At 34.3% G+C, this 22,430-nt stretch carries 27 protein-coding genes; 22 read left to right on the top strand and 5 right to left on the bottom strand.

Translation table 11 applies throughout. The features are described from left to right. Positions 1-176 precede the first annotated feature (176 nt). From ACMX9J_RS23365 to ACMX9J_RS23305, 13 genes are all read left to right on the top strand, one after another. Positions 177-2,690 (top strand): PEP/pyruvate-binding domain-containing protein, encoded by a 2,514-nt coding sequence (locus tag ACMX9J_RS23365; protein ID WP_416226251.1) that lies wholly within the window; start codon positions 177-179, stop codon positions 2,688-2,690. Positions 2,691-2,791: 101 nt separating this feature from the next. Next, positions 2,792-3,367, top strand: coding sequence for a TetR/AcrR family transcriptional regulator (locus ACMX9J_RS23360; RefSeq protein ID WP_226313282.1), 576 nt, complete (start codon positions 2,792-2,794; stop codon positions 3,365-3,367). A 16-nt stretch (positions 3,368-3,383) separates the two neighbouring features. Further along, positions 3,384-4,730, top strand: coding sequence for an MFS transporter (locus ACMX9J_RS23355; RefSeq protein ID WP_099330799.1), 1,347 nt, complete (start codon positions 3,384-3,386; stop codon positions 4,728-4,730). 297 nt (positions 4,731-5,027) lie between these two features. Next, positions 5,028-5,879: a transketolase gene (locus ACMX9J_RS23350; RefSeq protein WP_051137098.1), complete on the top strand. Its 852-nt coding sequence runs from the start codon at positions 5,028-5,030 to the stop codon at positions 5,877-5,879. Continuing rightward, positions 5,879-6,826: a transketolase family protein gene (locus ACMX9J_RS23345; protein ID WP_048018606.1), complete on the top strand. Its 948-nt coding sequence runs from the start codon at positions 5,879-5,881 to the stop codon at positions 6,824-6,826. Before ACMX9J_RS23350 ends, ACMX9J_RS23345 begins: the two co-directional genes overlap by 1 nt. 49 nt (positions 6,827-6,875) lie before the next feature. Continuing rightward, entirely contained in the window at positions 6,876-7,634 is a 759-nt protein-coding gene (locus tag ACMX9J_RS23340; RefSeq protein ID WP_034265135.1) for an SDR family NAD(P)-dependent oxidoreductase, read from the top strand. A 208-nt stretch (positions 7,635-7,842) separates the two neighbouring features. Next, positions 7,843-8,553 carry a FadR/GntR family transcriptional regulator gene (locus ACMX9J_RS23335; protein ID WP_034265132.1) on the top strand — a complete coding sequence of 237 codons (711 nt, stop codon included), beginning with the start codon at positions 7,843-7,845 and terminating at the stop codon, positions 8,551-8,553. A 685-nt stretch (positions 8,554-9,238) separates the two neighbouring features. Further along, positions 9,239-10,570, top strand: a complete 1,332-nt coding sequence (locus ACMX9J_RS23330) for an MFS transporter (RefSeq protein WP_221817559.1) — start codon at positions 9,239-9,241, stop codon at positions 10,568-10,570. A 105-nt stretch (positions 10,571-10,675) separates the two neighbouring features. Then, entirely contained in the window at positions 10,676-11,632 is a 957-nt protein-coding gene (pfkA, locus tag ACMX9J_RS23325) for a 6-phosphofructokinase (RefSeq protein ID WP_325075761.1), read from the top strand. Between the two features lie 114 nt (positions 11,633-11,746). Next, entirely contained in the window at positions 11,747-11,881 is a 135-nt protein-coding gene (locus tag ACMX9J_RS23320) for a GapA-binding peptide SR1P (RefSeq protein WP_107917869.1), read from the top strand. Positions 11,882-11,954: 73 nt separating this feature from the next. Then, entirely contained in the window at positions 11,955-12,419 is a 465-nt protein-coding gene (gene rpiB / locus ACMX9J_RS23315) for a ribose 5-phosphate isomerase B (RefSeq protein WP_099330801.1), read from the top strand. A gap of 284 nt (positions 12,420-12,703) precedes the next feature. After that, positions 12,704-13,141 (top strand): NUDIX hydrolase, encoded by a 438-nt coding sequence (locus tag ACMX9J_RS23310; RefSeq protein ID WP_416226249.1) that lies wholly within the window; start codon positions 12,704-12,706, stop codon positions 13,139-13,141. A gap of 94 nt (positions 13,142-13,235) precedes the next feature. Beyond that, positions 13,236-13,619: a YkvA family protein gene (locus ACMX9J_RS23305; protein WP_028413889.1), complete on the top strand. Its 384-nt coding sequence runs from the start codon at positions 13,236-13,238 to the stop codon at positions 13,617-13,619. Positions 13,620-13,968: 349 nt separating this feature from the next. On the opposite strand, the gene ACMX9J_RS23300 is transcribed toward ACMX9J_RS23305, so the two are convergent. After that, positions 13,969-14,466, bottom strand: a complete 498-nt coding sequence (locus ACMX9J_RS23300) for a DUF2062 domain-containing protein (RefSeq protein ID WP_028413888.1) — start codon at positions 14,464-14,466, stop codon at positions 13,969-13,971. Positions 14,467-14,777: 311 nt separating this feature from the next. On the opposite strand from ACMX9J_RS23300, the gene ACMX9J_RS23295 reads away from it, so the two are divergent. Then, the gene (locus tag ACMX9J_RS23295; protein WP_028413887.1) at positions 14,778-15,689 is read left to right on the top strand and encodes a peptidoglycan-binding protein; all 912 of its coding nucleotides are present in this window, start codon (positions 14,778-14,780) and stop codon (positions 15,687-15,689) included. A gap of 126 nt (positions 15,690-15,815) precedes the next feature. Here ACMX9J_RS23295 and ACMX9J_RS23290 read toward each other — a convergent pair whose 3' ends face one another. After that, on the bottom strand, positions 15,816-16,037 hold the full coding sequence (locus ACMX9J_RS23290; protein WP_372454480.1) for an FtsW/RodA/SpoVE family cell cycle protein: 222 nt from the start codon (positions 16,035-16,037) through the stop codon (positions 15,816-15,818). 160 nt (positions 16,038-16,197) lie between these two features. On the opposite strand from ACMX9J_RS23290, the gene ACMX9J_RS23285 reads away from it, so the two are divergent. Next, positions 16,198-16,794, top strand: coding sequence for a YdcF family protein (locus ACMX9J_RS23285; protein ID WP_416226248.1), 597 nt, complete (start codon positions 16,198-16,200; stop codon positions 16,792-16,794). Positions 16,795-16,904: 110 nt separating this feature from the next. Here the strand turns inward: ACMX9J_RS23285 and ACMX9J_RS23280 are convergent, their stop codons facing one another. Together ACMX9J_RS23280 and ACMX9J_RS23275 are read right to left on the bottom strand one after the other, a co-directional pair. Continuing rightward, positions 16,905-17,519, bottom strand: a complete 615-nt coding sequence (locus ACMX9J_RS23280; protein WP_033578556.1) for a DUF998 domain-containing protein — start codon at positions 17,517-17,519, stop codon at positions 16,905-16,907. A gap of 284 nt (positions 17,520-17,803) precedes the next feature. Then, complete coding sequence (locus ACMX9J_RS23275) at positions 17,804-18,217, bottom strand: diguanylate cyclase (protein WP_416226247.1); 414 nt, start codon at positions 18,215-18,217, stop codon at positions 17,804-17,806. 98 nt (positions 18,218-18,315) lie between these two features. Between ACMX9J_RS23275 and ACMX9J_RS23270 the strand changes: the two genes are divergently transcribed. Further along, complete coding sequence (locus tag ACMX9J_RS23270) at positions 18,316-18,819, top strand: DinB family protein (protein WP_028413883.1); 504 nt, start codon at positions 18,316-18,318, stop codon at positions 18,817-18,819. A gap of 97 nt (positions 18,820-18,916) precedes the next feature. On the opposite strand, the gene ACMX9J_RS23265 is transcribed toward ACMX9J_RS23270, so the two are convergent. Continuing rightward, complete coding sequence (locus tag ACMX9J_RS23265; protein ID WP_099330808.1) at positions 18,917-19,453, bottom strand: GNAT family N-acetyltransferase; 537 nt, start codon at positions 19,451-19,453, stop codon at positions 18,917-18,919. 264 nt (positions 19,454-19,717) lie between these two features. Between ACMX9J_RS23265 and ACMX9J_RS23260 the strand changes: the two genes are divergently transcribed. From ACMX9J_RS23260 to ACMX9J_RS23235, 6 genes are all read left to right on the top strand, one after another. Beyond that, positions 19,718-20,023, top strand: coding sequence for a hypothetical protein (locus ACMX9J_RS23260; protein WP_416226246.1), 306 nt, complete (start codon positions 19,718-19,720; stop codon positions 20,021-20,023). A gap of 212 nt (positions 20,024-20,235) precedes the next feature. Next, entirely contained in the window at positions 20,236-20,466 is a 231-nt protein-coding gene (locus tag ACMX9J_RS23255) for a DUF3923 family protein (RefSeq protein WP_416226245.1), read from the top strand. Positions 20,467-20,505: 39 nt separating this feature from the next. Then, on the top strand, positions 20,506-20,706 hold the full coding sequence (locus ACMX9J_RS23250) for a hypothetical protein (protein WP_416226244.1): 201 nt from the start codon (positions 20,506-20,508) through the stop codon (positions 20,704-20,706). A gap of 43 nt (positions 20,707-20,749) precedes the next feature. Then, positions 20,750-21,082 (top strand): hypothetical protein, encoded by a 333-nt coding sequence (locus ACMX9J_RS23245; RefSeq protein ID WP_047751279.1) that lies wholly within the window; start codon positions 20,750-20,752, stop codon positions 21,080-21,082. Between the two features lie 54 nt (positions 21,083-21,136). Further along, on the top strand, positions 21,137-21,484 hold the full coding sequence (locus tag ACMX9J_RS23240) for a hypothetical protein (protein WP_416226243.1): 348 nt from the start codon (positions 21,137-21,139) through the stop codon (positions 21,482-21,484). Between the two features lie 218 nt (positions 21,485-21,702). Then, positions 21,703-22,185: a hypothetical protein gene (locus ACMX9J_RS23235; RefSeq protein ID WP_416226242.1), complete on the top strand. Its 483-nt coding sequence runs from the start codon at positions 21,703-21,705 to the stop codon at positions 22,183-22,185. The last annotated feature ends 245 nt before the right edge of the window (positions 22,186-22,430 follow it).

The raw sequence follows: 22,430 nt of genomic DNA, 5'->3' as shown, positions 1-22,430 counted from the left end.
ATAAAAAAGAGAAATATTATTTAAGTGAAATTAAAATAAAGCACAACTAAATATGCATTTTTTAAATGTTTTACCATTTTTTATTGACCATAAAAATTTAAAAGAATTAAAATAAATATAAAGTAAGTAATTACTTACATTTTTAAAATTAGTTTGTGGGAGGATGAATATTTTTAATGTATAGCTTAAGTTTTCAAAAGGTGGACGAGGCGAATGAACGAGTTGGAGCAAAAGCTTTAAACCTTATAAAAATGAAAAGAAAAAATTTACCGATTCCAGATGGGTTTGTTATTCAAACGGAAGCTTTAAAGCGATATATCGAATGGAACGGGATTGATCGTCAAACGGATAATATACACGAGAGAATTTTACACGGGGAAATTCCTATTGAAATTGAATCAGATCTCATAGAGGCATTTCGAAACCTAAAGTGCTCTTATACATCGGTAGCTGTTCGTTCATCATCTAGTGCTGAAGATTTAGAAGGTGCATCTTTTGCTGGCCAGTATGAAACCTATCTTAATGTGAAAAGCACCGAGGATTTTTTGAGTAAAGTGAAAGCGTGCTGGGCCTCATTTTTTACTGAAAGAGTCGAACAATATACTCAAAATATGTATGCTAATTTTGACGAAGTTTCAATGGCAGTTGTTGTTCAAGGGTTAATTGAGTCCGAAGTATCGGGAGTGATATTCAGTCAAAATCCTGTCACTCATAATACAAAAGAAATGATGATTAATGCCAGCTATGGATTAGGAGAAGCCATTGTATCGGGCTTAGTAACACCTGATGTTTACCTAGTTAATAAGCAAACTTTTAAAATAGAGAAAGAAAAAGGGCTAAAGGAAGTAAAGATAATTCCACTTGCTGAAGGCGTTGAAGAAATCGAAACAACGGAAGATGAGCAACAAAGGTTTTGTTTAACAGACGAGAAAATCATTGAATTGGCCGAAATAACAAAAGAAGTAGAAGCTCTTTACCAACATCCCGTAGACATAGAGTTTGGGGTTCAAGACAATCAAGTATATCTATTGCAGGCAAGAGCTATTACCACATTAACAGAGGCCAAAGAATTAACTCCTTTCCAAAAAGATATATCTTTAAGTTTCGACGATATGGAAGAGTTTTGGATTTTAAATGACACAAGTTTTTCTCATGCTGTTAGTCCTTTGTACGCTTCATTTATTATTCCGGCATTTTCTGAAGGAACAGCTGCTAGTTTTAAAAAATTAAAGTTTATGTTTAATAGACTTAATTTAAAACTTTATAAAGGTCATATCTATACAAAAATGGAGCCTTTTAAAGGAGATTCTAATAAAAGATTCCAAGAAAATAAAGAATTGATGGAAAGTATTTATCCAATCCTAACAAAACGGATGAATCAAATGATTACGGAACAATTCTTGCCTTACTATAACAAATTAAATAGTTTTACCTATGAAAGTCTAACCCTTCAGAGAGGAAAAGAGATTCTTCAAAGTTTAGCTGATTTTTATAAAGTGGCATATGATCTGCACTTTGATATTGTTATGCCTCAAATGTCTTTAAATACTATAGTTGAAGAGTACTATAAAAACCTTACAAATAAAAAATCCGGACATGATGTTTATGAGCTATTGACGGGGAAAATGAACAAATCGTTGGAAACTGATCAGGAGCTTTCTAGACTTGCTTTAACAGTGAAAAGAGATAGTGAACTTACTGAACTCTTTCAAGAAGAATGCACAGAAACTTTAGTGAAAAAGTTAGAGGAAAGTGAAGCAGGAAAAAGCTTTATGGCTGAATTAAATACTTTTCTAAAACAGTATGGATATCGAAACGTTGTAAGTCACGATTTTGTAGGAGAAACTTGGCTAGAGAATCCTCTTCACGCATTATCAATTATTCAAGGGTATGTTAATGACAATTACAACTTTGATGAGAATTTCAAACAGACGGTCAAGAAACGTGAACAGAACTATAATGAATTTCTGGAACAGATAGCGGATAGCAAACACAAAGAAGAATTTAAAAAATATTATCAGTGGGCATTAGATGCGTCCGTTATAAGAGATGATCATCATTTTTATATCGATGCAATGTTGGATGCAAAAGCTCGTTTATTCCTACTTAAGCTAGGTAATTTACTAGTTAATCATCATGTTTTTCTAGTGAAAGAAGATATTTTCTTCTTATATCTTGATGAACTAGAGTCTCTTTTAGAAAATCCAGTAGACATGACCCAATTAATTGAGAAACGTAAAGAAGAACATGTAGAACATGAGCAAACGTCTAATTTACCTAGATACTTCGGAGTCCCTGAAGCAGCTCAGCTGAAAGAAGCTGAGAAATATATGGGAGCTATTGAGGAAGATGACGCGAACAGCGAACATTCTATTAAAGGATTAGCCTCTTCTTCAGGAGTCTATACCGGAAAAGTAAAAGTTATTTCAAGCACAAAGGAATTTTACAAGTTAGAAAAAGGGGACGTTTTAGTATGTAAGACCACTACTCCACTTTGGACTACTTTATTTCAAACTGCGGGGGCTGTTATCACCGACGCTGGAGGTATTCTTTCTCACTCGGCAATAATTGCACGTGAATATGAAATTCCTGCAGTAGTTGGTACGAAAATAAGTACGGATAAGCTAAAAGATGGCGATATGGTTATGGTCGATGGTACGAATGGAATTGTCACGCTTTTAAATGACTAAATGATTCTCTTCGCTTCTATTTGACAACAGCTCTTTTTCCTTTATATACTGCCTAATGGAAAGTAAATACTTACATTCAGGAAGCATAAAGGATGATTAACATGAAAAAAGATGAAACAAAAAAGAAGATAACAAAAGCTACAATAGAACTGCTTAAAGAAAAAGGCTATAAAGGTACTACCACTAGAGAAATTGCAGAGCAAGCTGGCGTTAATGAATTGACTGTTTTTCGCCACTTTGGCAATAAAGAAGGCATTATTCAAGCTATTGTCAAAACAACAAGCTTTTCACTTGAGATTTTTGATAAATCAATTGAATGGGAGCTTGAAAAAGATTTGACGAATTTCGGTTACCTGTTACTAAAAGACTTTGATAATAACCGAGACATGATTTCAATTGCTTTAAAAGATCCTTTAATTTTCTCACAAGCGCACGAGGAAATTATAAAAAAAATTAATGATACGAAAAAAATATTAAAAGAATACTTTGAAGAAATGCAAAGGAAAGGATATATCAAAGAATTAGATTGCTGCACACAAGCAGAGATTTTCCTAAGTACGTATTGGGGATATTTTATGTATAAACTAAATTTTGGAGACAAAGCCTTACATGCGGATTATCAAGATATGATAAAAAACAGTATAAACACGTTTATAAAAGGAATTTCTCTCCACTAAAAGGAGGCATTAATGTTTGGGTAAACATAAAGAGCTTATCTTGATTATTTCATTGCTAATTGGGACATTTCTTGTACCAATTAATTCAACCATGATTGCCGTTGCTCTATCAACTATATCAGCTCATTTTAATGAACCACTTGCAAATATTTCGTGGGTAGTAACTATTTACTTGATTGTAATGGCTGTTACTCAGCCTATCGCTGGAAAGCTAGGAGATTTGTACGGAAACAGAAATATCTATTTATGGGGCGTAGTGTTCTTTCTTATAGCATCTTTAGGATGTATATTTTCAACTAATCTCATTTCCCTTATTATTTTTCGATCACTGCAGGCAGTAGGAGGAGCTTTACTCACCCCTAACACGATAGCCATCATTAGATATGTGGTGCCAAAAGAGCGGCTTCCTAAAATTTTAGGTGTATTTGGAATGGGAATGGGATTGGGTGCTGCAATTGGACCATTGCTAGGGTCTGTATTGCTTGAAAACTTCAACTTGGAAGCTATATTCTGGGTGAATGTGCCTTTTCTTTTCTTGGCTTTAATCAGTGGCATAGTTATGATTCCTAAATCTAATGTAAAAAAACAAGCAAGTACTTTAGATATTCAAGGTTCCATCTATTTAGCCATTAGTATTTCCTTATTGATTTTATTAACACACGGTATGGAAATTACTAAGGCTTTAATAATGGGATTAGTATTTGTTTTATCTTCATTCTTGTTTATCAAAAGAGAAAATACGGCAGAAAACCCGATTATCAATTTTTCTTTGTTTAAAAATGCCACCTTTACAAGCGCTAATTTGTCTATTATGCTTAGCAATTTTGTTATGTATGTGATTTTATTAATTATGCCGCTGTTAATGAAGGCTCAATTTCACTTATCTACAGCACAAACGGGTATTGTTTTATCGGTTTTTTCGATTTCAATGTCTTTAAGCGGCTGGATAGGAGGATTGTTAAACAATAAGTTTAGTTCTAAAAAAGTGATTGGCTTTTCTTTTGCTATGATCATTGTCTCTACTATTCTTTTTCTATCTTTAGAGAACGTTGGATCTATTCTTTTTCTTATAGTGTCTTTAATTATTGGAGGTTTTTCGACCGGAATAGGTCTAACAAGCATGCAGGTTGCCTCTCTAGACTCGGTAAGCAAAGAGCAGTCTGGTACAGCCTCTGGCATTTATTCAACGTTTCGTTATTTCGGAAGTATTATTTCGTCCACGCTTATTGCTCTTGTTACAAGCTACAACTCCATCTTCATTATTTTAGGGTTATCGGGGGTAGTAGGTATACTAGTAGCTAAAAACATTAAATCTGGTAGCCAAGACATGATAAGCAGCAATAATTCCAGTGCAAAAGCATAGTTGTTTTTTGATAAAGCTTTTGGTTATATATGTGATTTACTAATTAATCAATAAAAAAAGTACTGCTTCTAAAATAGGAGCAGTACTTTTTTTGCTTAAAAACCTTAGAAAAAACAACACACGAATTTACAAACCGACTTGTTTCAAATAAAAAAATTCTAATAATTCAATCTTGTTGTTGACGAACTCGCATTTCAGATGTACACTTAAGTCACAAAGCTACTTAGTATACAAGTTACCTAAGTGTACTAAATTATATGTTAATGGATATATCGTTTAGAAAACAGCAAGTCATAAATTAATGAGGTGACTAAAATGAAAGAAATTAGTATTGAAGAATTAAAAGGAAAAGCCATTCAATTAAGAAAAACAGCTCTTACAATGATTTATGGAGCACAATCTGGCCATCCAGGAGGTTCACTTTCTGCAGCTGATATTATGGCAGCGCTTTATTTCAAAGAAATGAATGTTGATCCGCACAATCCTAACTGGGAAGATCGTGATAGATTTGTTCTTTCTAAAGGTCACGTTTGTCCCATTCAATATTCCGCTTTAGCTTTACGAGGATTCGTTCCCTATGAAACGATATACACGCTAAGAGAATACGGTTCTCCGTTTCAAGGGCATCCAGATATGAAAAAGTGTAAAGGTATTGATATTTCAACAGGCTCACTAGGACAAGGACTTTCGTGTGGCGTAGGCATGGCAATTGCAGGGAAACGAGATTTTAAAGACTACCGAGTTTTTTCTTTAGTAGGAGACGGAGAATGTCAAGAAGGACAAATTTGGGAAGCTGCTCAAACAGCAGTTAAGTACCAATTAGATAATTTAATTGTATTTGTAGATAATAACAGACTTCAAATTGATGGATTTTGTGATGAAATTATGCCATTACAAGATTTAGAGAAAAAATTTGATGCGTTTGGTTTTGAAACAAAGCGAATTAATGGACACTCCATGGAAGAGATTGTAGAAACATTGGATGAAGTAAGAGTAGCGAAGAATGGAAGACCAAAATGTATCATCTGTGACACGGTAAAAGGTAAAGGAGTTTCGTTCATGGAGGATGTAGCTGATTGGCACGGAGTTGCTCCTAATGAAGAACAATATCATCAAGCAATGGAAGAAGTAGCAGGAGGTTTAAGATAATGAGCATACTAGAAAAAGATCTTACAGTAAAAAAAGCTACGAGAGAAGCCTTTGGAGATGAAATCGTAAAATTAGGGAAAGAAAATAAAAATATTTATGTCATTGATGTCGATATTGCAAAGTCGTGTAAAACAGTAAACTTTATCAAACAATTACCCGACCAGCATATTAATGTCGGTATTGCAGAGCAAAATGCAGCTGGGTTAGCAGCTGGACTTGCTACGACTGGTAAAATTCCTTTTGTAAGCACTTACGCGGTTTTTGGTTCGTTAAGAATGCTTGAACAAATTAGACAAGAAGTCTGCTACCCTAACTTAAATGTAAAGATTGCTTGTTCACACGGTGGTCTAACGCCAGCTAACGATGGCGGAAGTCATCAGGCTATAGAAGATATGGGTGTATTAAGATCGGTTCCAAATATGACCGTCATTATGGGAGCTGACTATTATTCTACTAGAAAGCTAGTAGAACAAGCTGCGAAAATATACGGACCTGTATATCTTCGTTTTACTCGCGATACGGTTCCCATGATTTACGATGAAAATGAAGAGTTTACAATTGGAAAAGCCAAGAAAATTAAAGAGGGAAGCGATATCGCTATTATTGCCAACGGCGATACAGTACGACTCGCTTTAGAGGCAACGAAAGAATTAGAGAAACAAGGCATATCTGTGAAATTACTAGACATGCATACGATTAAGCCTTTAGATCGAGAAGCAGTGGTTGACTGCTTAAATATTGGAAAAATCATTACGGTTGAAGATCACAATATTTTAAATGGCCTTGGCAGTGCCGTATGTGAAGTAGTTGCGGAAGAAGGAAAAGGTACAGTTCGAAGAATTGGTGTACAGGATCAATTTGGGCAATCTGCGCCTTATGAAAAACTATTAGAGTTAAATGGAATTACTGTAGAAAATATTATCAAAACAGCTAAAGAACTGATTTAAGACTAACTAAATTAAATAGAAGAAGCTAACAAGATGGGGGAAATATAATATGTTTGATTTAAAAGAGAGAGTAGCAATTATTACTGGTAGCGGTTCCAAAAAAGGAATTGGACGTACAATCGCCCTGACACTTGCAGAGCAAGGAGCGGCTGTTGTTATAGCAGATATCAATTTTGATGGTGTACAAGATACAGTCAACGAAATAAAAGAAGCCGGTGGCAAAGCCTTGGGAATAGAGCTAAATGTAACAAGTAAGGATTCTTGCGATGCGATGGTTAAACAAACACTTGAAGAATTCGGCAGAATTGATATTTTAATTAATAATGCAGGGATTTCTCAAAAGGTTACCGTTCAGGATATGACGCTTGAAGACATTACAAAAGTGTTTAACGTCAATATGTTTGGGTTGTTTCTATGTACGCAAGCAGTATTAGAAACAATGAAAGATCAAAAGTATGGTCGAATTATAAGCCTGTCTTCTGTTTCGGCTAAAAGAGGTGGAGGAGTGTTTGGGGGACCTCACTATTCGGCATCTAAGGCAGCAGTATTAGGTTTTTCAAAAAACTTAGCGCGCGAGGTAGCTTTAGATGGCATTACGGTTAACTGTGTAGCTCCCGGACTCGTTAATACAGAAATTTGGAAGTCTCTCCCTGAAGAAGATGCAAAGTCTGTGATTGATAGTATTCCTATGGGTAGACCAGGTGAAGTGAAAGAAATCGCGGCTACAATTGCCTTTTTAGCTTCAGAAGAAGCTTCGTATATTACAGGAGAAGAAATTGATATAAACGGTGGCTCACATATGGATTAATATTCAAGTTCGTTATACAGGCATGCCATTATGGTATGCCTGTATAGCTGTTTATTGATAAAATCATTAGCAAAATGAAAAACTCACTACATAAATAAGGATTTTTTTGTTAGAAGATGCTAGGCTTGTTGCCCCTAAAAATAGAACAGTATATAATAATTATGTCTACTTAATTATGAATAAAATGAGTTAATAATTATAGAGAGAAGTGATTTCCATTAGTTTTAATCCAGTTTCCAATAATAAATTATATATTCAAATTTATAATCAAATTCTTTCTGAAATTCAATCTGGCGCGTTCCAAGTGGGAGATAAACTCCCTGCTGAAAGGGAGCTGTGTGAACAATTCGGTGTAAGTCGAGTGCCTGTTAGACAAGCCCTTAGCGCACTAGAATTGAACGGTTTTATTTATTCTCGTCAAGGAGAAGGTGTATACGTTAAAGAATTTCAAACAGAAGCTGAAAATTCTCAATCCACATTTTTGATGGAATCTGCCTCCCCTGAAGACATTGTTGAAGCAAGAATGAACATAGAACCTCTTATTGTACGCTTTGCAGCTTTGAGAGCTACAGAAGAAGACATTAAGGAACTGCGTGCAACAATTAATAAGATGGAGGAAGAAACGAACGCAGGCGTGTATGTACCAGAAACGGATGAAGCCCTACATAACGGCATAGCCAAGGCCTCGCATAATGATTTATTTATTAGCATTATGGCAGCTATCAGCAATGCAATGAAGCAGCAGGAAATGTGGAAGTTTATAAGAGATCGAACAGTAACGAAACCTGACTATAGAGAAGTTAATTTTAATGAGCATAAATTACTTATTAATGCAATTGAACAGCATAATGAAGAAGAAGCTGTGAGAATTATGAATTTTCACATGCGAAATTTATATGATCGTTATTGGAAAGCCTAATTCCAACTGACTTTCTATCAAAAGCATATTAAATATGAAGTTAAAAGGCAGCTAAAGTGCAGCTGCCTTTTTTGTGTTAAAAAAACCGCATAAAGCAAGCACTTTTCTATAATGTCAAAATACGCATTCTTCTTCTCTTCTAATAAAATTCAGAAAATTTTTAATTTAATAATTATATTGACAATTGCTAGGTATGTAAGTACACTGTTTATATAAGGTAACTTAGTATACAAGTAGCTAAATTAATAAAACGGAGGTAATGTGAATCTTAAAATTCATTATTTTTAAGCTTGATATTTTTTGAAGAGATTAGCAGAGGGGCTCAAAAATGTAAGCGTTTTTTATCGTTGCTGTGCATTACAAATATTTTGGATTATTAGTATAGAAAGTAGATTTATAATGCTTTTATATCGCTAGTAAGGTTTTGTTGTACGATATTTTCTAATAGTTCTTACTTTTTTAAATGATAAATAATACAGGGGATACTTCGCTTTTTCATTTTTTACATCTCCATATGAAAGGGATTACAGAAGTAGGAGCTAGATTTACTTAGACTTAGAAATAGATTAATCATCTTTTATATCAACCACTAATTCTTTCTGTCAATTAGCCTAGGGTAAATACTCGGGTCAAAGACCAAAGAACACGAAGAGGAGAAAGATGATAACCCAGGGGAGGAATTATTTTGGATTCAATTAACTTAGAACGTTCAACTACCAAAAAAGTAACGTTGAGGCTCATTCCATTTCTATTTTTATGTTTTACCATATCTATACTTGACCGAGTAAATATTGGGTTTGCTGCATTACAAATGAATGAAGATTTAGGTTTTTCTAATGCTGTTTTTGGATTAGGAGCAGGAATTTTCTTTCTTGGCTATTTCCTTTTAGAGGTACCTGGCAGTGCTATGATGACGAAGGTCGGGGCTAGAAGATGGATTAGTAGAATCATGATTACATGGGCAGTTATTGCTATTTTAATGGCTTTTATCCAAACACCATGGCAGTTTTATACAGCAAGATTTCTTTTAGGAGTTGCTGAAGCTAGCTTTTATCCTTGCATGGTCTTTTATCTAAGTGGTTTTTATCAAACAAAACATCATGCAAAAGCAATTGCCGGATTTATGATTGCGATCCCTGGTGCTAATGCAATAGGATCTCCTCTCTCTACTTACTTATTAGGCATTGACTGGTTAAACATGGCTGGATGGCAATGGCTTTTCGTTTTGGAAGCGATTCCAGCTTTGATCTTAGGTGTGATATGTTTCTTCTATCTTGACGATAAGCTTGAGGATGTCAAATGGCTGACGAACGAGGAGAAGAAATGGTTAATCGACGTTACAACAAAAGAGAAGTTAGAAAAACAGGAAGCCAAACACTATACATTTGCTCAGGCCTTAAAAGATCGTGACGTCTTAACCTTATCCCTAGGATACTTTTTCTGGATGGTTGGCTACTATGGCATCGTCATGTTTTTACCGACAATTTCAGAAGGTTTATCTAAAACGACTTCTCTTAGTACACATGCGATGGGCTGGATTTTAGGATTAATGTATGTTTGTGCAATGGTAACCATGATGTTGGTTAGTAACCACTCTGACAAGAAAAATGAAAGACGTTTTCACGTAGTTGCTTGCTTAGTAACAAGTGGCGTGGCATTGATTATTAGTAGCTACGTTGCAAATACGAACATTGTTTTATCGTTTGTATTCTTGACGATCAGTCTTTGCGGAGCGTTCGGAGCATATTCTCCGTTTTGGGCAATTCCACCATCTTTCTTAACAGAAGCTGCTGCTGCAGGTGCTATTGCTCTTATCAATAGTATTGGTAATCTAGGCGGTTTCTTCGGACCGTATATTGTGGGATACATTAAAGATCTAACAGGATCTTTTAATGCTAGTATGACATTTTTAGGTATTAGCATGTTTGTAGCGTCCTTTATCGTAGCCTTTTTACTAAAACAGTCAGGAAGAGCTATTAAAAAAACCACAGTCGATCGATTAGAAAAAACTAGTTGATTCTTGTTTGAAAGAAATGTGTAGTACTAGAAGTGGCTGGCAATTAGTTTCTAAGACTGTCGGTCAACTTTCTTACATGGATAAGAATAACAGGGGTGTATGACAATGATGAAGCTAGGAGTTTTAACAAGTGGCGGAGACGCTCCAGGAATGAATGCTGCTATTCGAGCAGTAGTAAAAACAGCTGTTTATCACAACATGGAGGTAATGGGAATCGAGGGTGGTTACCAAGGTTTAATAGAAGGTAAACTTTATAGATTAACCTCTACGGATGTAGACTATATTGCGGATAAAGGAGGAACATTTTTAAAAACCTCCCGGTGCCCAGAATTTATGAAAGAGTCGGGGAGAATAAAAGCTTTAAGTATATTAAAAGATTATGGAATTAATCATTTAGTAGTAATCGGCGGTGAAGGCTCTTTTAAAGGAACACGAAAATTACATCAGTTAGGTGTAAATGTCATTGGTATACCGGCAACGATTGATAATGATTTATCTTACACAGATTATTCACTTGGATTTGATACTACATTAAATACGATATTAGAATGTCTCGGTAAAATTAAGGATACAGATTTATCTCATGAAAAGACTACGATTGTAGAAGTTATGGGAAGATATTGCGGAGATTTAGCCCTGTACTCTGCTTTAGCGGGAGCTGGAGAAATTATCTCGACACCGGAAAGAAAATTAAGTTTTGAAGAGATATGTTCCAAGCTGAACAAGAAAATCAAAAGTGGCAAAAAAGATAACCTAATTCTAATTACTGAAAACATATACGATATTCAAGACCTGAAAAAATATGTTGAGGATCAATTAGATATCAGCGTAAGGACGAGTATATTAGGTTTCATCCAAAGAGGAGGGCAGCCATCCGCATTTGATCGTATCTTAGCAAGTAAAATGGGGATTACAGCAGTAGAACTATTACTTAAAGGGTATTCTGGTAGGGCCGTAGGAATTAAAGAAAATGACTTAATCAATGTAGATATTGAAAAAGTTCGTTCGAAGTTATCTAGTAATGATGATAAATACAGCTTACTGGATACCATTCTAGCTTAAGCACATCTTTTCTATCATACAATGGTTTATCAAACTAAAGATAAAACGAATTTGTCTTTAAAGAAATGTATTTGAATACAAACGAATTTTTCTAATAAAAAGGAGGAAATAGCTATGAATAAGCAGGTCAATGTAAAACAGGGAACTATCGTTTGTCAAGTATGTGGGAAAGTTATTGAGAATGTAGACAACTCTGAAGGGGTTAAAACATGGTACGGGAAGTGTTCTGAGGATTGTTCTAGGAAATAACGTATCAGGAAAAGAGACTCAAAAATCATTAGAATTTTAATTAAGACTATAGATGAATGAGGAGAGTAATCTTATGAAAGTTATAATTGCTTCAGATCATGGCGGAATAAACATTCGTAAAGAGATTATCAATCTGCTAGATGAAATGTCCATAATATATGAAGATTTAGGCTGCGAATGCAGCAGTTCAGTCGATTATCCGGACTATGCGATTCCAGTTGCCAAAAGAATAGCGAATGGAGAAGCCGATTTTGGAATTTTAATCTGCGGTACAGGGATTGGGATGAGTATTGCCGCTAACAAAGTAAAAGGAATTCGTTGCGCACTCGTTCATGACGTTTTTTCAGCTAAGATGACACGTGAACACAACGATACGAACATTTTAGCCATGGGGGAACGAGTAATTGGGCCAGGTTTAGCCCGCGAAATCGCGAAGACGTGGTTATCAACTCAATTTGTTGGGGGGCGTCATGAAAATCGCATCTGTAAAATTACAGAATACGAAAATGTATCAGAACCTTCTCTTGAAAGAAAATAAAGACAGAAAAGGCAAGAATCAATCTGATTCTTGCCTTTTCCTATTACTTCACTTACTGATATGATGATTACAGATCTTATCAGAATAGCAAAACTAACTATTCCAATTCCCATACCAGTTAACCTTCCGTAAAAGCAGCTTATTATGACAACACTGAGACTAATTCTTTTGCAATTAAAATGGATGTAATAAAATATGCCTGATTTATTCTTGAGAGCTAAAGAAGTTTGTTTGCTGATGAAGAAATTTGCACGGTTAGTATCTATATATAGGAGGAAGCAAGCATGCAGGGTAAAACGATGATAACAAAAGTTATGGCTTACATAACTAGATTCAATGATCCCTATACAGAGTTACTAGTTTGCGAACATAGAGATTATCCAGAAGCAGGAGTTCAAGTTCCAGCAGGTACTGTAGAAGAGGGAGAAACAATTGAAGAAGCTTTATATAGGGAGGTCAAAGAAGAATCTGGATTAGTGGAGTTTTTATCGGTGAACAAAATAAAAACATACGTCTATCATCATGAAAGTAAAAGTCAGTATCATGAACGACATGTTTTTCATTTAGAAGTTCAAAAAGAAACGGCAGAACGGTGGGAATATAAGGTGAATTCTGAAGGGGAAGATGCAGGATTAATCTTTTTCTATTATTGGGTTCCTGTTGGAGCTGTTCCTAAACTAGCTGCAAATCAAGATGACTGCATTAATCAGTTATTCGTATAGTTTTGAATTTACTCATAAAAGAAACATGCATTTAAACAAAAAATAAAACCGATTTTCATATTATATTAAACCGTCCATAAGGAGAATAGGAAACATGCTTAACCAATTAAAGTTGTGGGCTAAAAAGTTAAAAAAGCAGCTATTTATCTTATACTTAGCTTATAAAGATAACCGAGTATCTTGGTATACCAAAGTATTTACTGCTTGTGTGGTTGCATATGCCTTCAGTCCAATCGATTTAATTCCTGATTTTATACCGGTTTTAGGCTATATTGACGATATAATCATTGTTCCTTTAGGAATTATGCTTGCTTTAAAGATGATACCTAAAAATGTAATAGAGGACTGCACAATAAAAGCAGAAGAGCTCATTCAAAATGAAAAACCTAAAAATTGGGTTGTGGGTTCAATTATTATCATAGTATGGCTACTTATTTTTACGTGGAGCTGTTTTACTGTTTTTAAGTTTTTAAACTGAATGTACTCTTACAAAGAAAAAAATATATTAGGTTTACTATCGATCGTTATGATAAAAAATGGTAAATGATATATACAATTGAAAGGAGTACATTAGAACACATGCAGCAAATTGATATTCAAGAAAAAAAATAGACAGAGCTCTCTTTCAATGTATTTCCTCCATATTTATCTTAAAACAGAAACAAAGATTGTACCTCAGCCCATAATTGATAACCATAGGTATCAATTATGGGCTAATTTACCTCTATGCCTTTTGAAGAAATGTTCAGGTTAATGGTTTTTTTATATAAATTATATTGATTTACAATTAGAAATAAAGGTTGAAATCAAGCTAATAATCCATTTGTTTAGTACGGTTTTTTTACTATCCACTTTTTAGAGATGTAGTGTAAGAGAAAGCCTCTGTACTGATTTATAATATAGTAGCTAGCAATATAGAGTATACTTCCAAATAAGAAGCTGTTAAGAATCATGCCTGTTAAAAAATTCTTTCCTACTTTTGCTCCCAGTTCTAGTCGATTATCTAAATCTTCATCTGTATTCTGAAGTAAAGTTTGATCAAGATCGATTGGGAATATATATCCTCCAACTACTGTATTCAAGTAAAACATCAACGGAAAGGCCCACATAAAAAACATTCCACCAATGAGTCCTGCTATGCTGTTTCCTTTACATAATTTAGCTAAACCTACGGATAGTATAAGGCCAAATCCAAAGGTAGGAACAAAGTTCACAACAGAACCTAGACTAAAACCTAGCGCAACTTTATGTGAATGATCTTTTAATCGTAATAGTTTAATAAGTAAGTATTTAAATCGGCGCTTCAAACCCGCTATTTTGCTCACATTATTCCCCCTATCCTTTACCATGCAGCCTCTATTTTTCTTTTTTATGTTCACAATTATAAAAAGGTGCTTTATTGTATGAAAGATTTAGCGGTATATACGTAAAACAGTAAGGTCAAAGAATAGTAACTTTAACCATTATAAGTATATTTATACTTTATATGACAAAACAAATAATTACCTCCTAATAAATCAAGTGATTTTTAGAATTGTCACGAAAAATTCACAAATAGGTTGTTTCTTTTCTATTTCTCCCTGCTAAAATTTTATAGTCAAGAACAAGAAAAATATAACATCGGGGGATATACTTAGTGAAAAAGATAATTTCTTCATTAGCTTTATGCTCATCATTGATTGTTTTACCAACAATAAGCCATGCAGCTTTAGGGGACAAGCTATTAAAAGAAGGTATGACAGATCCAGACGTAAAAGAATTACAGGATGTTTTAAGACAGAAGGGCATATTTTCAGCTACTTCGACTGCCTATTTTGGTTCAATTACAAAAGATTCAGTTCTAAGCTTTCAGCGTTCTCATAGTTTAACCGCTGATGGAATGGTGGGACCTAATACATATCAAGCGTTAATAGCTAATTCAACAAGTGCGGTTACAAGCAGTACACTTCTGAAATATGGAATGACTAGTAATGAAGTTGAAAAAGTACAGCAGCTGTTAAAGGAAAAAGGTTACTTTAACGCCACACCAACAGGCTATTTTGGCACAATTACTCAAACTGCCGTTATGAATTTCCAACGGGATCATGGCTTAGCTGTGGATGGAATAGTAGGTCCAGCTACTTTAAATGCCTTAAATAACGCATCTACTAGCGCCACTGGTTCTTCAACTGTTAATAGTTCAACGCAAGCGACAGCTAGTGATATTGTGGCTTATTCTAAAAAATTCATAGGGGTGCCATATGTTTGGGGCGGAACTTCTCCAAATGGTTTCGATTGCAGTGGTTTCATTTATTATGTATTTAAAAATGGAGGTGGAGTAACTGTACCGCGAACAGTAGCCACCTTGTATCAGTCAGGAAAAAGTACATCTACTCCGAATATTGGAGATATCGTATTCTTCGATACTACTGGAGGTCCTTCACACGCTGGAATTTATATTGGAAACGGGCAGTTTATTCATGCTGGAAGTTCAACTGGTGTAACTATTGCATCGTTAAGCAATTCTTACTGGGCACCTCGTTATTTAGGAAGTAAATCTATCCTCTAATAGATTACTAGTAAAAAACACAGCAATTCTAAGCAGCTGCTTGATTATTATTTATGTAAATAAAGTAAAAAGTCCTGATATATAGTCAGGACTTTTTATTATAGCCACCAGTTAGCCATTCAAACGTTAAACATTCCTTATATAAGCTTGTTCCATTGAGTGGCTTTGATAGGTTTGAGTGTATGTGGTAAACATCGAAACATTGGTAAGTATTCCTGCAGCAAGCATTAACAATGTCAGCGAAGAACCTCCAAAGCTTATAAAAGGTAGGGGGACACCGGTAATAGGAAGAAGACCCGTGACAGCTCCAAGGTTTACAAATACTTGAACAGCTATCATAACGAAAATATTTAGAAAGAATGTTTGTTAAAGTTTTACCTTCTAACTTTTATATAAAAGCTGTGATTACTTGCAGCGCGCAAAATTTTTTTGAAGATTACCTTTTTATTTTTATGAATATTGAGCTTTATGATACGATATGAAGTGAACTTTTTAAATGAGGGTCTATATGCAAAAAATTAAAGGTAAAAGAGTAAAGATCAGTATATTCATGCTGGGATTAGGGATGGTTTTTTTCCTGTTTGCCGGGAAAGAGCTTGTAGTGAACGAAAAGCCTGTAAAATCTGACGTGATTATTGTGTTAAGTGGTGATAATGATCGACTGGAGAAAGGAATTGAATTATATAAAAAAGGATATGCGTCTCATTTGATCCTTTCGAATGGTCAAGAGAATAATTTTTATCATCAAGCCAAAGACTCTGGAATACCTGAGGGTTCAATTATATTAGAAAATCACGCTACAAGTACTACGGAAAATGCTAAATTTACAAAAAAGCTAATGATGAACTATCACTTTCAATCTGCTATCGTTGTTTCTTCAAACTATCATATGAAAAGGGTAGAAAAAAACTTTAATAAAGAATTTGAGGATACCCAAATACAATTAACCTATTGTTCTAGTGGAAGTCGTTATTATAATCCACAGAGATGGTGGGAAACTGCTTTAAATAGAAAAGTTACTTACACAGAATACGTCAAACTTATTGGCAATTATTTTGGTTTTAGCGGAAAGAAATCTAAAGAATTATTAAGAGAATTTATTTAACAAAATAGCAAAAAGTCCATAGGGAATGCCTCTATGGACTTTTTGCTATTTGAAATTCCGGCTAGTTTAACATAGTCTTGTAAGCTCATATGAAACGGAGTGATAGTGGATTATTTGTTTAACATAAAGGAAAGCACGGTGCCCCATATAAAGATTACTAAATAGAATAACCTTTGCAGCAGACCGGTAGGCATAGGAACAAAAAATACAAGCATAATGAGTATAAGGATGACTAGTAAGGAGACTAAGCAGCCATAAGTCCAATACTTGCCGCTGCTTAAAGATGATGCATACATCCAAAGACCAGCTAAAACAGTAACCATGCCAAGCTGAGCAAGTATTGAATGCCAAAATAAATTAATATCAGCCGGGATAAAGCCTGAAACAATATTACCTAAAGCTAATATAAGAATAAAAGCTGTTGCTAGTTGGCTTTTTCTCGTTTTCTTTAGGTTTTGTGAAATGTACAAAACACCAATTGAAAGTGTCAATCCGTTTATAATAAACAATACGTTCATCCAGAAATGGTGAGGAGAGCAAATTTCATGAGGTGCAATTGAATAGGTGTAGTTTCCACAAGAAGTTACACCAAGATCACTCATTGCGTGATGTAAAAAACTGTAGGGAGCAGTTGAAGTCAAAATAAAGAAAGGTTCAACTAAAAAATACAAGCAAGTAGCAAACCAGCTTAAAATGCCAACCTTTTTTGATATATACAGAATCATCACCTCTTAAAAAGCGTTATATACGAATTATATATCCAAATAATGTTAAAAAGAATGCCCTTGAAGCCTATTTTTATGTAGGACTTGGGGTTGATGTGAGGAAGGAGGACAAAGTGTTTAACTTGGAGGTGTTTAGGAAAGGACCTCTTTACTAATGCTTTGTAGCGCTAGAGAGGTCCAAAAGCAGCTTGATTAGAAATGAATAACGCTGATTATACGGCCTAACTTACATAGAGTTTAATGTATCCAAAACGCAGTGACATTCAAGATGTTTTCTCTAGAATTTAATAATCTGCTGTTTTTTGAATATCTACATCATATTCATGTGCAAATGTTTCTAATTCCTTAAAAACATTTGGTGGATTAAATAATGCTATTCGCATATTCCACCCGTTTTCTACTTTTACTACTGCTAATTTTGATTTCCAACTTAACCGTTTAAATACAATTCTTTTAATGTCCCTGGGTTTAACGGTTTTTGCATATACTTTAAACCATAATATATATATTCTATAGGTTAAAGTATCTCTGTCTATCTGAAATTCATATCGGAGAAAAAGGGAAAGAAACAAGCAAAGGATAGCCAAAAGGTGTAAAAAGACAAGTTCTTTATGTTGAACTGCTTGAATGAGTAATAAAGTATTTAAAAGTAATAAAGGATAAACAACAGTTTTTTGAGCGGTAGCTTTAAATAACATAAAGTCTCCTTCCTTTAGTAAATAAGCCAACTTATTTTTCTTCTATGATATTATTTAGTTATTGATTTAGATTAGATTTATATTGGGAGGTCTTTTATATGTATAATACCATTTCAGATTTTATCAAAGAATGGAACAACGAAGCCATGCTGACTCAAAAAGTTTTAGATAGCTTGACAGATGATTCGTTGAAACAACAAGTGTATCCTGAAGGGCGTACGTTAGGGAGAATTGCTTGGCATTTTACAACAAATATTCCAGATTACCTAACTGAATTCGGATTAAGTATAGACAGAATTGAAAGTACAGCAAGCGTTCCATCTTCAGCACAGGAAATCGCTATAACCTTTAAAAATGTAAGTTCTCATGCTGCTAAAATTATCGAACAGCAATGGACAGATGAATCTTTAGAACATACGCAAGAAGCGTTTGGAAGAACCCAATCCAATGCCACAATCTTAATGGGACTAATCAAACATATTGTTCATCACCGAGGTCAAATTACCATTCTTATGCGTCAAGCAGGCCTAAAACCTGCTGGAGTTTATGGGCCTCCAAAAGAAGATTGGGTTCATTTAGGTGTGGAAAATCCACCGCTTTAATAATATCAGGTAAGTAAAAAAGAGGCTGCCCATAGAAAATACTATAAAATTATTTTCCAGGCAGCCTTTACGTAAAACCTAATTAATCATTTAGTGCTTACTCTGAAAAAGATTTTGAGTAATGTACAACACCTTGCACATTTTTTAGAGATCCTTCTGTTAACTCTATGGCCATAAAAAATTCTTCAGGCACGTCAAATGGAGCATATATATTCCATGAGCTAGCTGGTTTAAATCCAAACTTAGGATAGTAATCTTTGTGCCCTAAAACAATTACTGAATGATAACCAAGCTCTTTTGCGCGTTTTAACGCAGCGTGTATTAGTTGGCTCCCAGCTCCTTGTTTTTGATACTGAGGTGCAACTGAAACTGGAGCAAGTGCTAAAGAAACGGTAGCGTTATCGCCATCTATAATTGTTATTTTAGATAGAAGAATATGGCCTATAATATCTACTGCATTCGGATTTAATGCGACTAGTGAAAGTTCAGGAATAAATTCATCTGACTTCCTAATTCGTTTCACAAGTAAATGTTCTTTCTTATCGCTGTATTCTTCATTTAAAAAGGCGCTTTTCACAACTTTTTCAGTTTCATTATATTCTTCAGTGAGTTCTTGTTTAATTAAGATATCCATTTAGAGTCTCCTATCAACTTGCTAAATTACCGCTTTTTATACTCCATAAATGGGGCTTCCTTTATGCACACATTCATTAAGGAAGCTTACTCACCCAGCTCTAAGCATAAGTTTAACAAACAAAAACCTCCAAAATTAGTATGTATATATTTTACAGTGTTGTATTTTGTGAGTCCACCTTTAATACATAATATTTGTTTATTGATTATGGTAAAATGTACTATATATGTTAAATTAAAGTATGTAAAGAAGGTGTAATGTCTGGTGTTGAAATTATTATTTATAAGTCTAGTAAGCTGTTTAATCATTTATATTGGGAAACGTGTATGGAAAAAAGGTAGTACTAATTTTATTGCTGGATATGGAAAGATATTTACACCTAAGGATGAAAAGCAGCTCGCTAAAGGAATTGGATTTATTATTATGTTGTTTGGCTTTGAAACTATAATATTTCCCATTCTTTCTTTATTTTTTGAAGGGCTTGGCTTTTATTATGGATTGCTGGTTGTATTAAACTTCTTCGCTATATTTGGACTTATGATAAAGGATCAGGTGCAAAGAGAAGCCTAAAGGGGGAGAAAACAATCAATAAAAATATTCGGCTTATGATTGGTTTAATCGGCACTATTATCCTGTGTTTTTATGGAATAAGAGGTTTATTCATGCATGAAACAATACCGTTTTCTTCTTATCTCTTTGCGGTAGGTGGAGCTATTTCTACCATTGCTCTTATCTGGGAATTAATAAAGAAAGATGCAGCTTAAATTGAAAGGAGTGATGATGTGAAAAGACGATGGATTTCCTGGTGGATAGCTAATATAATTTGGATCATACTTTTCGTCGTAGGAACAGCTGTTGTCTGGACAAGAGAAGTGGATGGAGCGGGTGTTACCCAAACACTAGAGCTGAAATTGTTCGCATTTATAGTGTTGCTGATTGCATTTATTTTTCCTTTGATTCTTCAAGTTATATGGCTGATTTTCAATTTTAAAGCTAACAAACATGTACTGTAGAAAATAGAAATGATGTTATGGAATAGAGAGGTGATATGTATGCAAAGCCAAAAGTGCTCTAAATGTGATTCAACTCTAACCAAAGCTCGTATTCAATCATCACCTGGTACAGTAGGTGTAAATAAAACACCGAGCAGCGTATTAAATAACAATTACAATTGCAGTGAGTTAATACCTTATGTTTGTTCAAGCTGCGGTTATGTGGATTTTTATGTGGAGGAGCCTGGAAAGTTCGCGTAATAGACTTTTATAGTAAAGCAAATAAAATTTTAAGAGGTCGAAAGTGAATAAAAAAATTCGATGGGGCTTAGCTAGCTGTATAACAATTATAGGGGTGTTAAGTATATATTTTTTGTTCTTTTCTTACGATAAGTTTTATGTAACGAAAGATGAGAATATGTTTAACACAAAGCTTTTAAGTGATACGTATGGAAATTATGAGTGCGTGGAGATGGCTGATCAAACAAAGTATGACTCTAAGAAATATTTTAGAGCCTTTGGTAAAACACAAAATGGGGATTTTGTTTATGCTATTAAAGGTGACCCTAAGCATAAACAAGTGCTGCTAATTGAAAACACAGAGATGCCTGCGTGGTTTTTGTATTCTCGTCAATAAAGATATTGTATCATTTTTCTTTTGAAATATAGCTAGAATAAAAGGAGGGATGTTATGAAAAAAGGGTTATGCTTATCTTTTATTTTATTTTTGATTATTCTATGTGCAGCATGCTCAAGTTTAACTTGGAAGAAACAATATGCGGATTCTCCACCTAAAGAGTTATTGTCAGATGGAGAAGAATATTCTATTTTGGCAGTAGGAGAAGACATCGACCATTTTGAGGAAATAAGCGGCTTAAAGCAGGTTCGATATTTTTCTTCTTTGGAAGAAGCAAAGAATCAATATCCACACTTAAAGGTAGAAGGCAGCCCTTTCTTTATTATTTTTAATGATAAAGAAGTCGTTTTAAGAACTTCAGAATTAAACAAAGCGATACGTTTTGTAGAAGAAAATTACTAGATACAAAAACAAATAAATTTTGTATCATCTTTTCCTCCTCCAAATCTAATTTTTTAACTAAACGCTTAAGAACTAATAAAAGACACCAAGGAAACATAAAGCACCTTGGTGTTTTTACGTTTAACAATATATCATATAACAATTGCAAAATACAAAATATAGAAAATATGATAACATATGTTTATTGTTGTGGGATAAAAAATGTTTGGGGGAGAAATATGAAAAAGTTCTATCTTGGATTGTTTGTTATTTGTTTGGTGTCTATCATTTCCGCTTGTTCAAAAACGGAATATGTAAACAATGTTGATTACTTAAAATTACAAAAAGCGGAAGTAATGTTAACCGATGATAAAAAAATCGTTGGGGAAATGATAGTACCTGATAAAAAGAATAAGAGTAAACGTATCGTTCCAACGGAGTTACACTATACATTCACGATGGAAAATAAGTCTAATAATAGTATGGCTCTCTCTGATCCTGTTAAAACAAACATTCGCATAGAACCAGATAAGGAGTTAGTATCAGCTGTAAAAGAAGCAATTGGTTCAAATATTTATAAGATGGATAACAATAAGTTAGGGGTTGGCATGAGTATAGGAGAAATTCCATCTAAAGGAACAAGTAAATTCACTCTTAATTATACGTTAGGAGCAAAGGGAAAAACAATGAATTACCTCTTTTGCCAGCTGAAGAAAAGCTAAAAAAGCTACAGGCTAATGCATTAAAAGGCACACTCATTATCTCTCAAGACGACAAGGATATTGCCGAATTTAGATTGGATTCAAGCCAATAAACATGATTATTGGCTTGAATAGGTTAATAGCTCTCTAACTCTGTATATCGTCAGCGTTAGCGAGCTATTGTTTTTATATTTATACGCTTGTATGTGGATTTACTTTTCCCAAAAATAAAATTGATTAGCCTTACTTATTTAGTTACGATAAGC

This window comes from Priestia sp. RMT2NF4 (assembly GCF_047872835.1).
Taxonomy (GTDB): Bacteria; Bacillota; Bacilli; order Bacillales; family Bacillaceae_H; genus Priestia; species Priestia zanthoxyli.
This window is presented reverse-complemented; position numbering and strand designations above follow the sequence as displayed.

Bases quoted from the DNA above. Each gene is read 5' to 3' on its own strand.
- ACMX9J_RS23270 (WP_028413883.1), top strand. From the start codon at position 18,316: ATGTATAATACCATTTCAGATTTTATCAAAGAATGGAACAACGAAGCC.
- ACMX9J_RS23360 (WP_226313282.1), top strand. From the start codon at position 2,792: ATGAAAAAAGATGAAACAAAAAAGAAGATAACAAAAGCTACAATAGAA.
- pfkA (WP_325075761.1), top strand. From the start codon at position 10,676: ATGATGAAGCTAGGAGTTTTAACAAGTGGCGGAGACGCTCCAGGAATG.
- ACMX9J_RS23365 (WP_416226251.1), top strand. From the start codon at position 177: ATGTATAGCTTAAGTTTTCAAAAGGTGGACGAGGCGAATGAACGAGTT.
- ACMX9J_RS23310 (WP_416226249.1), top strand. From the start codon at position 12,704: ATGCAGGGTAAAACGATGATAACAAAAGTTATGGCTTACATAACTAGA.
- ACMX9J_RS23345 (WP_048018606.1), top strand. From the start codon at position 5,879: ATGAGCATACTAGAAAAAGATCTTACAGTAAAAAAAGCTACGAGAGAA.
- ACMX9J_RS23235 (WP_416226242.1), top strand. From the start codon at position 21,703: ATGAAAAAGTTCTATCTTGGATTGTTTGTTATTTGTTTGGTGTCTATC.
- ACMX9J_RS23250 (WP_416226244.1), top strand. From the start codon at position 20,506: ATGCAAAGCCAAAAGTGCTCTAAATGTGATTCAACTCTAACCAAAGCT.
- ACMX9J_RS23275 (WP_416226247.1), bottom strand. From the start codon at position 18,217: ATGTTATTTAAAGCTACCGCTCAAAAAACTGTTGTTTATCCTTTATTA.
- ACMX9J_RS23265 (WP_099330808.1), bottom strand. From the start codon at position 19,453: ATGGATATCTTAATTAAACAAGAACTCACTGAAGAATATAATGAAACT.
- ACMX9J_RS23320 (WP_107917869.1), top strand. From the start codon at position 11,747: ATGAATAAGCAGGTCAATGTAAAACAGGGAACTATCGTTTGTCAAGTA.
- ACMX9J_RS23285 (WP_416226248.1), top strand. From the start codon at position 16,198: ATGCAAAAAATTAAAGGTAAAAGAGTAAAGATCAGTATATTCATGCTG.
- ACMX9J_RS23280 (WP_033578556.1), bottom strand. From the start codon at position 17,519: ATGATTCTGTATATATCAAAAAAGGTTGGCATTTTAAGCTGGTTTGCT.
- ACMX9J_RS23240 (WP_416226243.1), top strand. From the start codon at position 21,137: ATGAAAAAAGGGTTATGCTTATCTTTTATTTTATTTTTGATTATTCTA.
- rpiB (WP_099330801.1), top strand. From the start codon at position 11,955: ATGAAAGTTATAATTGCTTCAGATCATGGCGGAATAAACATTCGTAAA.
- ACMX9J_RS23305 (WP_028413889.1), top strand. From the start codon at position 13,236: ATGCTTAACCAATTAAAGTTGTGGGCTAAAAAGTTAAAAAAGCAGCTA.
- ACMX9J_RS23340 (WP_034265135.1), top strand. From the start codon at position 6,876: ATGTTTGATTTAAAAGAGAGAGTAGCAATTATTACTGGTAGCGGTTCC.